The organism is Megasphaera hutchinsoni, from assembly GCF_001553405.1.
GTDB lineage: Bacteria > Bacillota > Negativicutes > Veillonellales > Megasphaeraceae > Megasphaera > Megasphaera hutchinsoni.
The window spans coordinates 35,141-50,439 of record NZ_KQ960952.1; the positions used below are offsets into that span (position 1 = coordinate 35,141).

Genomic DNA, 15,299 nt, shown 5'->3' on the forward strand with positions numbered 1-15,299 from the left:
GGGAGAATGTGGATTGGTTGGTTACGAAAAGCGGTGTGCCGTTTCACTTTGATATGGGCGTAATAGATGAACTGTTTGGTTCCTCTTTTTATATTTCGGCGACGCACCGGGCGGGACCGGAAAGGAGGAGGGCAAAAAAGGCGTCCCGATTGTTGTCGTGTATTGACGGGAAAGGGCGGCACATGATAACATTATTATGATAATGATTATTATATAGGAGGAAACGCAGTATGAATCTTAAAAAAGTTCTTTCCGTTTTAGCCGTTTCGGCGACTGTTTCAGCATCGGTCGGCGGTAGTACATGGGCCGCTGCCGCGACGCCGGTCGATGCAACGGCGCAGGCAACGACTGCCGTGCATGCCGTTATAGGAGAAAAAACGGGGTTAGTATTTAATGAATCGTCGTTCAAGGTGGTAAAAAAAGTCTTGCAACGAGGCGACGTGATTCCCCGCCATCATCATCCGGGTGCCACGGTTCTCTTTACCGTAGTCAAAGGACAAATGAAAGTGTGCATTAACGGCAAAGAAAATTATGAAGTCGTTCCGGGAAAAATGTTGAAATTCAACGGGCAAAATTACATTCAGGCAGTTGCCGCCGCCGACAGTATAGTCTTTGTAACTTTAATTGAAAATAAATAAGCACGCTTTTTCCGGCCCTCTGTTTATTAAATAGAGGGCTTTTTTACTTGCAAACGGCCGTATTTTTGGAGGAGATTTTTATAGAATCGTTTACCAGAGAGGCTTGTACGTGTATATTTTATAGTGGAATTATGAAATACATAGGCGTATAATTATGTGTGCTGTGAGGAGGATGTATAATGGCAGTAAAAATCGGCATCAGCGGCTTCGGTCGTATCGGCAGATGTACCTTTCGGACTTCGTTGGCACATGCGGAAGTGGAAATTGCCGCCGTCCATAATCGCTCGGTAGGACCGATTATGGCGGATTTATTAAAATTCGATACCGTACACGGTACGTGGGATCACGACGGTTCCTTTGATGCGGCCTTTTTGATTTCAGTGCAAGGTTCCTGACGGTACCATCGTATTTTTTTATCTTAGTTGTCAACACATATGTTACACGTTGAGAAGTATTCCGATACAACTTGGTTAGGATTTTTGAAATTAAGACTGGTCTTCGCGGTTTTATTATACCCGGAAAAGACTCAGAAAAATTATATGGACGTAAGAGTAGTTTTGCAACTGGTATGAGGAAATACAAAAATAAGATAAACTCATGTTGTACTTTCTATAGGAGTAGCTTAAAAGGCTGTTTTTTTTTCTAGGAAGTGAGTATATATAAATTTTAAATATAACTAATAATACAAACTCTGATTCCCGATAAGCCGAAGTCCAGACTTCCGAAAATCGGAGAGTAATTATAATAATATTAGTAATATTGAGTTAAGAAAGAATAATTTTAGAAAGGGCAAAAGCCTTATGGAATATATAAAAACATATTTTTGACTGATGAAGAATACAAGGACTTAACAGATGAGTTAGGAAGCAGAATTAGTGAATATATTGGTAGGTTGTCGTCATATATGAAAGCAAATAACAGAATTTATCAAGATCCCAAGGTATCGTTTTATTATTTAATGTTTACGAAATACAACATAAAACCGCTTATAGATGTAGGCGGTTTTTAATATTTACGCATAGATTTTTTGATTATGTAGGTGGTGGCAATGATATAAAAGGATAGGAATATAACAGAAAGGAGAAAGACTCGTGGTGAGGATTTAAAAAAATTGTCATTCTTGTTATAATACCTATAATAGAAGTGAGTTTATACTGTTTCGTGGCTAATATTAGATTGTTGTATATGTTAGCGGTGGTGTTAAAAAGTGCGGTAGCATTGCCTTGGCAGTATATAGTTATTCTGGCAAAGCTAAGAAGGTTGGTATGTATCATTAGTGCATATGAAAATATATGTGTAAGGCATATTAATAAGACTTTAGACAATAGGTTATATACTTAAAGTATGTGTGTTATAATAAATTATATTATGTATACGTCGTAGGGGGTTTAGAAAACCATGTCCATGTATTTTCCATTACAGGGATTGATTAGTAGCTTTAGATTATTGGATATTATTGATATTTTATTGGTTGCGTTTGTTTTATATAAATTATATTATTTGATTTATAATACTCGTGCCGTTGCTTTAATCAAAGGACTTTTGGTTTTAGGTATTGTTACGGTGGTCAGCAAGGTTTTAGATTTACATGTTATTAATTGGTTGTTGCAACAAGGAATGACGGTTATTTTGGTAGCATTGCCTGTTGTTTTTCAACCTGAATTGCGTCGGGCATTAGAGCAAATTGGTCGTGGGCATTTATTTCGTTCAGGACAAGTGATTAATGCAGAAGAGTTGGAACATTTAGTGGATGAGGTAGTAGCGGTAACGGAATCCTTATCTAAGACGCGGACAGGGGCATTGCTTGTCTTTGAACGGGAAGTTGGTTTAAATGATTATATTGATACGGGTATTTTTATTCAAGGTATTGTGTCGAGGGAATTGCTGGGAAATATTTTTATTCCCAATACGCCGTTACATGATGGCGCAGTTATTATTCGGGAAAATGAAATTATGGCTGCTGGGTGTTTACTCCCTTTGACGTCGGATCGTTCTTTATCTACAGAGTTAGGTACGAGACATCGTGCTGCGATTGGTATTAGTGAGATTACGGATGCTGTTGTGGTAGTTGTGAGTGAGGAAACGGGTGCTATTTCGTATACGTATGGAGGACATATTTATCGTCATTTAGAGGCAAAGAGTTTACATAAAGTGTTGCTTAATTTTTTGCGTCCCGCACCGCAGGGCTTGGTAAATATTTTAAAATGGAGGCCCTTAAAGTAATGATACGAATAGAAAAGAAATGGCAAGTAAAATTAATTTGTTTATTTGTAGCAATTGTATTGTGGTTTGCTATTATCGGGGAACAAAATCCGATGAGTGAAGGTAGTTATACAGTTCCTGTTGTGGTAGAAAATTTGAATTCGCGTTATATCGCCTCTGATGTTCCGCGGTCGGTATATGTTCGTTTAGCAGGTCCGCGTAATACGATTATTAATGTGGATCCATCAATGATTAAAGCTTATGTAGATTTAGGCGAAGTTAAAGAAGGTGTATCAGAAGTACCGATTCATGTTGAAATTCCGGCTGGTACGGAGTTAAAAAAGCAGGGAACGGTACGTGCGTCTATCCGAGTTGATTTGTATGCAGTAAAAGAAATTGCAGTTAAACCTCGGTTGCGAGGGCAATTGACGAATACATCGTATGTGAAACAAATTGCGGTGTTGCCGGAAAAAGTTACGATTAGTGGTGCGGCTCGGCTTCTTCGTCAAGTAGATAAAGCGATTGTAGAAGTAACGTTGCCAGAGGGAGCAGAAAGTTTTACAGCGATGGCACCAGTGAAATTAGTTCGTGCTAATGATACGAGAGTGGATGGCGTAACGATTACACCTTGGCAAAGCAGTGTGGCTATTACGATTGGTCATGATGGGGTTAGTAAAGAGGTTCCCGTAGTGGTGCATATGCAGGGAAATTTGCCTGCGGGTATACAACAAAGTGATTTTGAGGTAACTCCGAAGACGGTTACGATTCGCGGTGCAGAAAACACGATTGTTCCTTTTGCACAATTGGATTTACCGCCCATTCATGTAACGGGACGAGGGGATAATAAGCGGTGGCAAGTAGATATTCCTTTCGCGAATGGTCTTACGGTTATTCCTAATACTGTTCATATTACACTTCGGAAAAATGAGTCATAAAGGAGAGTCGAGTGTGCTTAGAATTAGTAATATTCGTGCAGAGGTACCCTTACAAAAAGAGCTAAGCGTGTTGGTGGCAAAACGGTTGCGGTGCAAAAAAAACGATATTTTAGCGTTACGTATAGTACGCCGTTCTGTTGACGCCCGGCGTAAACCGCATCTCTATTTTGTATTTACGGTGGATGTTAAGGTTCGTAATGAAGAAAAAATTTGGCAAAATGTGGGCAATCATAATGATATTCATGTCTATGAAGAACCCTCACAACGAGCTATTATACATGGCACTAGTACCTTTGCTCATAGACCTATTGTGGTAGGTATGGGACCGGCTGGTTTGGCAGCGGCGTTAGTTTTAGCTCGTGAAGGGTATGCACCACTTGTATTAGAGAGAGGGTGTGAGGTCGATGTACGGGCAAGACATATTGAGGAATTTTGGCAAACGGGTAAGTTTCGCTCAGCGTCGAATGTACAATTTGGCGAAGGAGGAGCCGGTACGTTTTCGGATGGTAAATTGACTACGCGTGTTAATCATCCGCTTATTCGTGAGATTTTAAATATTTTAGTGGAAGCAGGAGCACCAAAGGAGATTTTATATGCTTATAATCCGCATATTGGTACAGATAAGTTACGGGTAGTTGTTAAAAATTTAAGAAATTTGATTATTCAAGCGGGTGGAGATGTTTGTTTTGAAAGTTGTGTGACCGATATAGTATGTAATTGTGAAGGAAATCTCACGGGTGTAGTGGTTAATGGCACGACTGCATATGATACGGATGTGGTTGTATTAGGCATTGGGCATAGTGCTAGAGATACGTATTATATGTTGCAACGTCAAGGCGTGGCAATGAATTTTAAACCGTTTGCTATGGGGGTACGGATAGAACATGAACAAGCCGTGATTGATCATAGTCAATATGGTGCAGCAGCAACAGATATTGGATTAGAACCGGCTTCATATGCACTGGTATATCATAGTCCCGAGGGGAGAGATTGTTACTCTTTTTGTATGTGTCCCGGCGGGATAGTTGTGGCAGCTGCGTCTGAGGAAAAGCAAGTCGTGACGAATGGTATGAGTTTATATCGCCGTGATAGTGGAGTTGCGAATAGTGCTTTGGTAGTAAATATTACACCACAAGATATTGCAGGGGATGATCCATTACGCGGTGTGGCTTATCAGCGTAAATATGAAAGGCTTGCATATGTACAAGGTGGTAACACTTATCGAGCACCGGCACAAACGGTGGGTGACTTTTTACATTTAGATAAGGGGGTAGCACAAGGGGTTCATACATATAGACCGGGGATAACTTGGACGGATTTACATCAGGTATTGCCTCCATTTGTATCCCGCACGCTTATGCAGGCTTTGCCGTATTTTGACCGCAAAATAAACGGTTTTGCTGCTCCGCATGCGGTGATGACAGGGGTGGAAACGAGAACGAGTGCACCCGTTCGATTAGAGAGAGGGCGAGATCGTATGTCTATTTCAACGCCTGGCTTATATCCCATAGGGGAGGGTGCAGGCTATGCGGGAGGTATTATGAGTGCTTTTTTAGATGGCATGGAAACCGCCTTAGAAATTATTAGTAAATTTAAACCGTGGAGGGATAAGTAAATGGCTAGATTGTTTGGTACGGATGGTGTACGTGGTGTAGTGAATGATTCATTGACACCGGAATTAGCATATCATTTGGGGAGAGCGGCAGCATATATTTTAGGAAGAGAGAAAGAACATCCTACATTTTTGATTGGTCGTGATACACGTCGCTCAGGTACGATGCTTGAAAGTATTTTAGCGGCTGGTATTGCATCAGCTGGTGGAAATTGCTATATGACGGGGGTGATTCCGACACCAGCTATTGCTTATTTAACACGGGTTCATCATATGGATGCAGGGGTTATGATTTCCGCTTCGCATAATCCGTTTGAATATAATGGTATTAAATTTTTTGATGCATATGGCTATAAATTGCCGGATAAAACAGAAGATTTGATTGAAGAGTTTATGCTTAAAGATGAACGAACGGGAATTAAAAGCAGACCAATCGGTAGTGATATAGGAACGATTACCGTATGGAGCGATTTACAAAAAGAATATGCCGATTTTTTGTTTAAAACGTGTGATGTTACATTAAAAGGCTTAAAAGTTGTACATGATGCGGCAAATGGGTCTGCTTCTTTTATTGGTCCCGTCTTGTTTGAACGATTAGGGGCGGAAGTAATTTCTATTCATCATGAGCCAGATGGTATTAATATTAATGAGCACTGTGGTTCAACTGATATGGAAAGTTTACGTAAAAAAGTGCTTGAAACAGGTGCTGATATTGGTATTGCTAATGATGGTGATGCGGACCGTTGTTTGATTATTGATGAAAAAGGGAATACCTTAGATGGTGATCAGATTATGCTGCTATGTGCGTTGCGGTTACAAGAAGAGGGTAAGTTGAATAAGCAAACCGTAGTAGGTACTGTTATGAGTAATATCGGTTTTCATAAAGCGTTGCAGGAACATGGTTGTCAAAGTGTTGTTACGGCTGTGGGGGATCGATATGTATTAGAACGGATGCGAAAAGATGGTTACTCTATTGGGGGAGAACAATCGGGGCATATCATTTTTCTTGAACATAATACGACGGGCGATGGATTGTTAACAGCTGTACAGGTATTACGCAATATGAAACATTGGCATCGGCCATTATCAGAATTGGGTGCAATGATGGTTAGGTATCCGCAAATATTAAAGAACGTAATGGTGCAAACCAAGTCGGGCTGGGAAAAGAACAATTTGATTATGGCGGCTATATCAGCGGGCGAAGAAGAATTAGGCAACGATGGGCGAATTTTAGTAAGACCATCGGGGACAGAACCACTTATCCGCGTTATGGCAGAAGGTCCGGATCTAGAACAATTACAACATATTGTTGATGATATTGCGGTGGTTATTGAGCATGAAATGGGGCATAGTAAGTAGGTATTGACCCTTATAAGTAAATATATTAAAATGTGGAAATGGAGTAATATTACTCTATTTCTGCTTTTTTGCAGGCGTTTGGAAATCCTTCGTAAAATGGATAGCGCTGGTACCCTTTGGGTAGACGAGGAAGAGGTGTATCGAAAAGTCAGCGGATACCTCTCGGCAACTCCGGTCGTTAGGAAATGGCAAAACCTTTTGGCAACAAGAGGGACAAATCTGTTACGGGAGTGAGAATAAACTCATATAGTTTGTATGATGAGTTTTAGGAGGTTACAATATGTGTGGCATTATTGGATATGTTGGTACGCGCAATGCGGCTGATTTTTTACTGGAGGGGTTGTCTAAATTAGAATATAGGGGATATGATTCAGCCGGGATTGCCGTATATCATGACCAAAAAATTAGTGTGCGAAAAAAAATGGGACGACTTGTTAATTTAATTGAGGATGTGAATCAGCATCCTGTAGCGGGTATGATAGGTATTGGTCATACACGTTGGGCAACACATGGGGGACCATCGGATGTTAATTCTCATCCGCATGTAGATGCAAAGGGCAATTTTGCGATTGTTCATAATGGCATTATTGAAAATTATATGGAATTAAAAGAAGAATTACTTGCAAAAGGCTATGTTTTTAAATCAGAAACAGATTCAGAAGTGGTTGCTCATTTATGTGCTGATGAATATGATGGTGATTTTGAACATACGGTGCGGAAGGTATTGAAACGATTGCGAGGGTCCTATTCGCTAGTGTTTATGAGTCGGTTAGATCCAGATAGGATTATATGCTGTAAAAAAGATAATCCATTGGTTATTGGCCTGGGAGAAGGCGAAAATTATATTGCTTCGGATATTCCCGCTATTTTGAAGTATACTCGTAATACATATATTATGAATGATGGAGAAATTGCCATTGTCAAAAAAGATGGTGTATGGGTTACTGATTTTGAAGGCGTACCTATTTCAAAGAAAGTATTTGTTGTTAATTGGGATGCTGAAGCGGCTGAAAAGGGCGGTTTTGATCATTTCATGCTTAAAGAAATTTTTGAGCAGCCAAAGGCCATTCGCGATACATTAAGTTGTCGTATAACTCCGGAAAAAACGCAAATTCAATTTGATGAATTGCGGTGGACTTTAGAGGATGTACAGTCTATTCAGAAAATTATGATTACGGCTTGTGGTACCGCTTATCATGCAGGTTTATTAGCGAAGTATTTTATAGAAAAATTAGCACGTATACCCGTAGAAGTGGATATTGCTTCGGAATATCGTTATCGTGATCCGTTGACAGATAGTAAAACGTTAAGCATTAGCATTAGTCAATCCGGTGAAACGATTGATACCTTAGCGGCATTAAAAGAAGCAAAACGAAAAGGTGCACGTACATTAGCTATTACTAATGTTGTTGGCTCATCTATTTCGCGCGAAGCTGATCAAGTGATTTATACATGGGCAGGACCGGAAATTGCGGTAGCTTCGACAAAAGCCTATACAACACAGCTTGTTGCATTATTGCTATTAGCAATATATATGGGGCAGAAAAAAGGAACATTGGATCATGAACGGGAAGTGGAAATTATTCGCGATTTGCAACGTGTTCCCGAACAATGTCAGCATATATTTGACCAAGAAACAGAAATAAAGTCTTTGGCAAATTCATTTAAGCAGAAAGAAGATACTTTCTTTATTGGGAGATCCATGGATTATGGATTAGCTATGGAAGGTGCTTTGAAATTAAAAGAAATTTCTTATATTCATGCAGAAGCGTATGCTGGTGGTGAATTAAAGCATGGGACATTAGCACTTATTGTACCGGAAATGCCGGTGATAGCGTTAGCTACACAAAAAGATGTAGAAGAGAAAATGATTAGTAATATTAAAGAGGTCAAGGCAAGGGAAGCACGGGTGATAGGGATCGTACAAACGGGTGATACGGAAGTACAAAAAACGGTTGATTCTATCATTACTATACCTGCGAGTGATTCGTTTGTAGTGCCGATTATATCGGCGATACCCTTGCAATTATTAGCTTATTATACGGCGATTGTAAAAGGAAATGATGTAGATAAACCTCGTAATTTAGCTAAAAGTGTGACTGTTGAATAATGAGAAAATAGCCTATAAAGAAAGACCGGTTTTGGTAGTGTTTTTGTATAAACTGGTTCTTTCTTTTTTTTTGAGGGTTAAGATAATATCGTTTTGAATAATAAAAGAAAATATACTTAAAAGGGCTGTTTTATTTATTGTAAAAAGAGTAAAAATATGATATTATGGAGAACGTAATATAATATTTTAGAGAATAGGTAGGGCATGACCCATAAGGAGGACATATTTATAATGAATGTAACAGTTAATGAAGTAGACCGGCATCAAGTAATACTGCATATTGAAGTACCGGAAAAGGAAGCTGCTAAAGCTGCTGTCCGCGCTTGCAATGTGTTAGCAGGTAAAGTGAATATTCCTGGATTCCGTAAAGGTAAGGCACCACGGAAGGTGTTGGAAAGCTTTCTTGGAAAAGAGGCTGTTAAACAGGAAATTGAAGAAGCCATTATGAATAAGGCCTATCCCGATGCATTAAGCGAACAAGCTATTGAACCCGTAACAGATCCAGAAATTCATATTATTTCATCTGAAAAGGGAGCCGATTTTGTTTTTGAAGCTACGGTAACTAAAAAACCGGAAGTTACATTAGGAGAATACAAGGGAATTAAGATTGGTAAAGACGTTGTTGATATTACCGATGAAGATATTGATAAAGAATTAAAAAATTTACAAAAACAACATGCTAAGTTATTAGTGGCACCAGAAGGAACGGTTATTGAAAATGAAGATTTTGCCATCATTGATTTTAAAGGATCTATTGATGGAGTTGCATTTGAAGGTGGCGAAGGAAAAGCATATCCGCTCGAAATTGGTTCACACAGTTTTATTCCCGGTTTTGAAGAACAGTTAGTGGGAATGAAAGCGGGCGAATCGAAAGATGTTAAGGTAACTTTCCCTGAAACATATCATGAAGCAAGTTTAGCTGGCAAAGAAGCTGTTTTTGCGGTTACTGTACAAGATGTAAAGCGGAGAGAATATCCTGAAGTAAATGATGAATTTGCTAAAGAAGCAGGGAAATTTGAAACCATTGCAGAATTACGTGAAGATTTACGTAAACGTATTTTTGCACGAGTATCATTGCAAGCTGTAGAAAAATTTAATAATGAAGTATTAAAGACGGTTATTCAAAACGCCGAAGTAGATATTCCGCAAGTGATGGTTGATAATAAAGTGGATCAGATGATCGATGAAATGGCGATGAAATTAGAAACACAAGGCATGAATATGGATGCGTATCTAAAATATACAAAACAGGATATTCAAAAATTGAAAGAACAATACGCTCAACCAGCCAAAGAAAATGTCAAAATGGATTTGGTCTTAGAATGTATCGCTAAAGCAGAAAATATTGATGTAACAGAACAAGATTTGAATGCTGAAATTTTTACGATGTCACAAAATTTTGGTGCTGATCCTAAAGAAGTATATAAAATTATTGTTAAAGAACATCGGGTTCCACTTCTTATTCAATCCGTTCGTCGCAAAAAAGCAGCTAGCTTTATTTTAGGGCAAGCTATTGATACAAATGAAAAGGTTGAAGAAAAACAAGAAGAAAAACCAGAAGCATAATGTCTGGAGGTGCCTAATATGAATATGTATGTCCCTTTGGTAATAGAACAAACGGAACAGGGAGAACATAGTTACGATATATATTCACGCTTGTTAAAGGATAGAATTGTCTTTTTGAGTGGACAAGTTGAGGATCATATGGCTAATGTGTTGATTGCACAATTACTGTTTTTAGAAGCAGAAGATCCTGATAAAGATATTTATTTGTATATTAATAGTCCAGGTGGCGTTGTTACGGCAGGGTTAGCTATTTATGATACGATGCAGTATATTAAACCCGATATTTCTACGATATGCATTGGCTCGGCTGCAAGTATGGCATCCGTGTTATTAGCTGCTGGTACAAGGGGAAAACGATTTGCTTTGCCCCATTCTCAAGTTATGATTCATCAACCGTTGGGCGGTGTACAAGGACAAGCAACGGATATTGAAATTCATGCACGTGAAATATTGCGAATGCGTAAAGAATTGAATGGTATTTTATCTGCTCATACGGGACAACCGTTAGAGGTAATTGAAAAGGATACAGAGCGAGATAATTTTCTTACGGCAGAAGCGGCTAAGGCATATGGGTTAATTGATGACATTTTAACTCGTCCGAAGCCAGAGCGGTAGGTAAAAGGGAGGGGACCAGATGACTCATAATGAAGAACCGCGATGCAGTTTTTGTGGCCGCAAAAAAAAAGAAGTAGAGCGGTTAATTGGAGGCCCTGATAATATATATATATGTAGTGAGTGCGTATCGGTGGCCCGACAGATTATGGATGAAGAAAAGAGAGCAGAGTCTAGCGGCTTTACTTTGAAAGAATTACCAAAGCCAAAAGAAATTAAAGCAACATTGGATGAATATGTTATTGGTCAAGAAGCTGCGAAAAAGACATTATCTGTTGCGGTGTATAATCACTATAAGCGATTGCGATCGAATACAGAAAAAGATGATGTAGAATTGCAAAAATCAAATATTGTCATGTTGGGACCTACGGGGAGCGGGAAAACTTTATTGGCACAAACGTTGGCTCGATTGTTGGATGTTCCCTTTGCTATTGCCGATGCAACTAGCTTAACTGAGGCTGGCTATGTTGGTGAAGATGTTGAAAATTGTTTACTTAAATTAATTCAAGCGGCTGATTTTGATATTGAAAAAGCACAGTGTGGTATTATTTATATTGATGAAATTGATAAAATTTCACGAAAATCTGAAAATCCTTCGATTACGCGAGATGTTTCTGGTGAAGGTGTTCAGCAGGCATTATTAAAGATTATAGAAGGAACTGTTGCGAGTGTACCACCTCAAGGTGGACGAAAGCATCCGAGTCAGGAAATGCTACAAATTGACACTACTAATATTTTATTTATTTGTGGCGGGGCCTTTGATGGAATTGAAAAAACGATTCAAAAACGAACGGCCGATAAAAAAATGGGTTTTGGTGCCGATATTCACTCGAAGAGCAAAAAAAAGTTGGAAGAAACTTTGAAAGAGGTATTACCTACGGACTTACAAAAGTTTGGACTAATTCCTGAATTGGTAGGTCGGTTACCAGTTTTAGTTACGTTAAATCCTTTAGACGAAGAAGCCATGGTACATATTTTGACAGAACCTAAGAATGCCTTGGTTAAACAGTATAAAAAAATGCTGGAAATGGATAATGTTGAGTTAAAATTCACAACAGACGCCTTGCGAGAAATTGCGAAAGAAGCCTTAAAACGTAATACGGGAGCACGGGGACTGCGTTCAATTATAGAACGTATTATGTTAGATATTATGTTTGAAGTACCTAGTCGTAAGGATGTCAAAAAATGTATCGTCAATAAGTCTTGTGTAACGGATAATCAGAAACCAGAACTGGTATTAAAACAAGGCAGTTGATATAGCAGTGAAAATAAAACTCATTTCTCTTTTTGAAATGAGTTTTATTTTAAAATGAAGAAGGTGAGTACATGGACACAAATACAATTATGACTTTGCCGTTTATTCCTTTACGTGGCATTGTTGTTTATCCTAAATGGTTAAGTCATGTTGACTTAGGCAGAGAACAATCATTAGCAGCCCTTGATGCGGCAATGGAAGATAATCGTTATTTAATTGTTGCTACACAAATAGATCCAGATGAAGATGAGCCATCATTAGAAGATGTATATGATATAGGAACACTTGTACAGGTAGATCAAGTATTGCGTTTACCGGGAGATCTCGTACGGGTAATGCTCAATGGTATTGCCCGGGTACAGTTGCAAGGTATGCGAAAAAAAGAAAAGTATATTGAAATGATTGCCGTACAACAAGAGGAAATACATGATGATGCACAACGGGAAGAAGCGTTGCGTCGTACTGTTATAGAAAAATTTGTCAAGTGGGCAGATAATTTACGTAATTCCGATGACCTTGAAGAACGGGCTAAAGATATTACAGAAGCAGGCAGGTTAGCCGATTTTATTGCCAGCCGCTTGCCAATTTCTTATGTGGCACGGCAACAGATTTTAGAAACTATGAATGTGGTGGACCGGTTGGAATTGGTCCGTAAATTTATTGATTCAGAAATTGAAATTGCGAAATTAGAAATTACGTTAAACCGCGAAGTGCGAGAAAAGATGGATCAACAACAAAAAGAATATTATTTACGTGAAAAAATAAAAGTGATTCATCAAGAACTGGGAGATACGGTTGATCGAGATTCTGAAATAGAAGAATTACGATCAAAAATTGCCAAGCTAAAACTACCAAAGAAAATAGAAGAACCTCTATTGAAGGAAGTTTCGCGTTTGGATGGTATGTCGAATATGATGGCTGAATCAGCTGTTGTGCGTACTTACTTAGATTGGGTTTTGGCATTGCCGTGGAAAAAGGAAACACGTGATCGATTAAATTTACAAGAAGCTCGAAATGCCTTGGATGAAGACCATTACGGTTTAGAAAAGGTAAAAGAACGTATTATTGAATATTTAGCCGTTAAGCAATTGACGAAAACTTTAAAAGGGCCTATTTTATGTTTAGTGGGGCCTCCTGGAACGGGAAAAACAAGCATTGCTCGCTCAATTGCCCGTGCAATGAATCGTAAATATGTGCGAATCTCTTTAGGCGGTGTACGTGATGAAGCGGATATTCGTGGGCATCGACGTACATATATTGGTGCTTTACCAGGTCGAATTATTGCAGGATTAAAACAAGTAGGCGTTAAAAATCCTGTTTTCTTACTGGATGAAATTGATAAGATGACCTCAGATTTCCGTGGAGATCCTTCATCGGCATTGCTAGAAGTCTTGGATCCGGAACAAAATAATTCCTTTGTCGATCACTTTATTGATTTGCCATTTGATTTATCCAAGGTTTTTTGGATTACTACGGCGAATGTGATTAGTGATATTCCCAATCCTTTGCGAGATCGCATGGAAATCATTGAGTTTTCTAGTTATACTGAAGAAGAAAAGGTAAATATAGCGAAAAAATATTTAGTCCCGAAACAAATTCATGAAAATGGATTGACGAAAAAGCAGGCTACTTTTTCTGATGCTGTTTTGCATCATTTAATTAGTGGCTATACGCGCGAAGCGGGCGTACGGAACTTAGAAAAAACTATTGGTGCAATTTGTCGTAAAGTTGGTAAGTCTCTTTTACTACAAGAAAAACCAGCAATGACGGTATCTGTCAAAAATTTAGAAAAAATGTTGGGACCTGTTAAATTCCGTTCGGAAGAAGCCAGTAAAAAAGATGAAGTAGGACGTGTTACGGGCATGGCCTGGACACAAGTTGGTGGCGTTATCTTGGAAACGGAAGCCGTTGCCGTGAAAGGCAAGGGGGGGCTCACCTTAACCGGACAACTTGGTGATGTCATGAAAGAATCTGCACGTGCCGGTGTGACTTATATTCGTAGTAGAGCAAAAGAATTGGGCATTGATGAAGACTTTTATAAAACGATGGATTTGCATATTCATCTGCCAGAAGGGGCAATTCCTAAAGATGGTCCTTCAGCGGGAATTACCATGGCAACGGCCTTGGCATCGACTTTGTCGGGACGTACGATTCGTCATGATGTGGCTATGACAGGCGAAATTACTTTGCGTGGCAATGTCCTTCCTGTAGGTGGTATTAAAGAAAAAGTTATCGCTGCACATCAAGCGGGTATAAAGAAAATTTTATTACCTATGGAAAATAAAAGAGACATGCGGGATATTCCAGAAAGTGTTAAGAAAGATGTCGATTTTGTTTTTGTCAAAACGATGGATGAAGTGTTGGCAGAAGCGTTAGTGTAGAGGTGCATATGGAGTCATTGGAAATTATTAATGCTCGGTATACGGCGACAGCAGTGAAAAAAGAGCAATATCCAGCTGAGCAGTTACCGGAAATTGCTTTTTTAGGGCGTTCTAATGTCGGCAAGTCTAGTTTGATTAACTCGTTGTGTAATTATAAAGGGTTAGCACGGGTAAGTGGTGCACCAGGAAAAACGCAAACTATCAATTATTATCGGGCTGAATTGCGTGCTGTTGGAGAAGAAGTGCGACATCCTTTTTATTTAGTTGATTTACCTGGATATGGTTATGCTAAGACGGGGATTAAGCAGCGTGAAATGTGGAGCCATTTTATTCGTGAATATGTACAAACGTCTCCTTCATTGCGTTTATTATGTCTATTAGTAGATTCTCGGCATCCGGGTCTTGAAATTGATATTCAAGCATATGAATGGTTGATTACTTCTTCTGTTAAGGTGCAATTGATTGCTACGAAAGCAGATAAATTAAAGGCGAAAGAGCGACAAAAAAATATGTCCCTATATAAAGAAATATTTTCACAAACTGAAACTCCTATTTTATATTCATCATTAAAGCGGCAAGGGTCTCAATTGGTATTGCAACGATGTTTAGAACACTTGGCGTAAAAAGCA

12 protein-coding genes and 2 pseudogenes are annotated in these 15,299 nt (G+C 38.9%); all 14 read left to right on the top strand.

Annotated features, from left to right (window positions below; genetic code table 11):
* A pseudogene (locus HMPREF3182_RS07465) lies at positions 1 to 200 on the top strand (SNF2-related protein); the annotation flags it as partial.
* Positions 201 to 230: 30 nt separating this feature from the next.
* Positions 231 to 638 carry a cupin domain-containing protein gene (locus tag HMPREF3182_RS04140; RefSeq protein ID WP_007392181.1) on the top strand — a complete coding sequence of 136 codons (408 nt, stop codon included), beginning with the start codon at positions 231 to 233 and terminating at the stop codon, positions 636 to 638.
* 179 nt (positions 639 to 817) lie between these two features.
* Entirely contained in the window at positions 818 to 1,033 is a 216-nt protein-coding gene (locus HMPREF3182_RS04145) for a glyceraldehyde 3-phosphate dehydrogenase NAD-binding domain-containing protein (protein ID WP_007392185.1), read from the top strand.
* Positions 1,034 to 1,348: 315 nt separating this feature from the next.
* Positions 1,349 to 1,647, top strand: a pseudogene (locus tag HMPREF3182_RS07470) (replication initiator protein A); the annotation flags it as partial.
* 395 nt (positions 1,648 to 2,042) lie between these two features.
* Entirely contained in the window at positions 2,043 to 2,861 is an 819-nt protein-coding gene (cdaA, locus tag HMPREF3182_RS04150; protein ID WP_036257327.1) for a diadenylate cyclase CdaA, read from the top strand.
* On the top strand, positions 2,861 to 3,775 hold the full coding sequence (locus HMPREF3182_RS04155; RefSeq protein ID WP_062485627.1) for a CdaR family protein: 915 nt from the start codon (positions 2,861 to 2,863) through the stop codon (positions 3,773 to 3,775). The genes cdaA and HMPREF3182_RS04155 overlap by 1 nt, the downstream gene beginning before the upstream one ends.
* A gap of 13 nt (positions 3,776 to 3,788) precedes the next feature.
* Positions 3,789 to 5,390 (top strand): NAD(P)/FAD-dependent oxidoreductase, encoded by a 1,602-nt coding sequence (locus HMPREF3182_RS04160; RefSeq protein ID WP_062485628.1) that lies wholly within the window; start codon positions 3,789 to 3,791, stop codon positions 5,388 to 5,390.
* Positions 5,391 to 6,746, top strand: coding sequence for a phosphoglucosamine mutase (gene glmM / locus HMPREF3182_RS04165; RefSeq protein WP_007392140.1), 1,356 nt, complete (start codon positions 5,391 to 5,393; stop codon positions 6,744 to 6,746).
* Between the two features lie 280 nt (positions 6,747 to 7,026).
* On the top strand, positions 7,027 to 8,856 hold the full coding sequence (glmS, locus tag HMPREF3182_RS04170) for a glutamine--fructose-6-phosphate transaminase (isomerizing) (protein ID WP_062485630.1): 1,830 nt from the start codon (positions 7,027 to 7,029) through the stop codon (positions 8,854 to 8,856).
* Positions 8,857 to 9,087: 231 nt separating this feature from the next.
* Positions 9,088 to 10,422, top strand: a complete 1,335-nt coding sequence (gene tig, locus HMPREF3182_RS04175) for a trigger factor (RefSeq protein ID WP_062485633.1) — start codon at positions 9,088 to 9,090, stop codon at positions 10,420 to 10,422.
* An 18-nt stretch (positions 10,423 to 10,440) separates the two neighbouring features.
* The gene (gene clpP / locus HMPREF3182_RS04180) at positions 10,441 to 11,037 is read left to right on the top strand and encodes an ATP-dependent Clp endopeptidase proteolytic subunit ClpP (protein WP_062485634.1); all 597 of its coding nucleotides are present in this window, start codon (positions 10,441 to 10,443) and stop codon (positions 11,035 to 11,037) included.
* A gap of 19 nt (positions 11,038 to 11,056) precedes the next feature.
* Complete coding sequence (clpX, locus tag HMPREF3182_RS04185) at positions 11,057 to 12,289, top strand: ATP-dependent Clp protease ATP-binding subunit ClpX (RefSeq protein WP_007392223.1); 1,233 nt, start codon at positions 11,057 to 11,059, stop codon at positions 12,287 to 12,289.
* A 71-nt stretch (positions 12,290 to 12,360) separates the two neighbouring features.
* Positions 12,361 to 14,670, top strand: coding sequence for an endopeptidase La (gene lon, locus HMPREF3182_RS04190; RefSeq protein ID WP_007392141.1), 2,310 nt, complete (start codon positions 12,361 to 12,363; stop codon positions 14,668 to 14,670).
* 8 nt (positions 14,671 to 14,678) lie between these two features.
* Entirely contained in the window at positions 14,679 to 15,293 is a 615-nt protein-coding gene (yihA, locus tag HMPREF3182_RS04195) for a ribosome biogenesis GTP-binding protein YihA/YsxC (protein ID WP_007392157.1), read from the top strand.
* The last annotated feature ends 6 nt before the right edge of the window (positions 15,294 to 15,299 follow it).

Bases quoted from the DNA above. Each gene is read 5' to 3' on its own strand.
- HMPREF3182_RS04140 (WP_007392181.1), top strand. From the start codon at position 231: ATGAATCTTAAAAAAGTTCTTTCCGTTTTAGCCGTTTCGGCGACTGTT.
- HMPREF3182_RS04145 (WP_007392185.1), top strand. From the start codon at position 818: ATGGCAGTAAAAATCGGCATCAGCGGCTTCGGTCGTATCGGCAGATGT.
- cdaA (WP_036257327.1), top strand. From the start codon at position 2,043: ATGTATTTTCCATTACAGGGATTGATTAGTAGCTTTAGATTATTGGAT.
- HMPREF3182_RS04155 (WP_062485627.1), top strand. From the start codon at position 2,861: ATGATACGAATAGAAAAGAAATGGCAAGTAAAATTAATTTGTTTATTT.
- glmM (WP_007392140.1), top strand. From the start codon at position 5,391: ATGGCTAGATTGTTTGGTACGGATGGTGTACGTGGTGTAGTGAATGAT.
- glmS (WP_062485630.1), top strand. From the start codon at position 7,027: ATGTGTGGCATTATTGGATATGTTGGTACGCGCAATGCGGCTGATTTT.
- tig (WP_062485633.1), top strand. From the start codon at position 9,088: ATGAATGTAACAGTTAATGAAGTAGACCGGCATCAAGTAATACTGCAT.
- clpP (WP_062485634.1), top strand. From the start codon at position 10,441: ATGAATATGTATGTCCCTTTGGTAATAGAACAAACGGAACAGGGAGAA.
- clpX (WP_007392223.1), top strand. From the start codon at position 11,057: ATGACTCATAATGAAGAACCGCGATGCAGTTTTTGTGGCCGCAAAAAA.
- lon (WP_007392141.1), top strand. From the start codon at position 12,361: ATGGACACAAATACAATTATGACTTTGCCGTTTATTCCTTTACGTGGC.
- yihA (WP_007392157.1), top strand. From the start codon at position 14,679: ATGGAGTCATTGGAAATTATTAATGCTCGGTATACGGCGACAGCAGTG.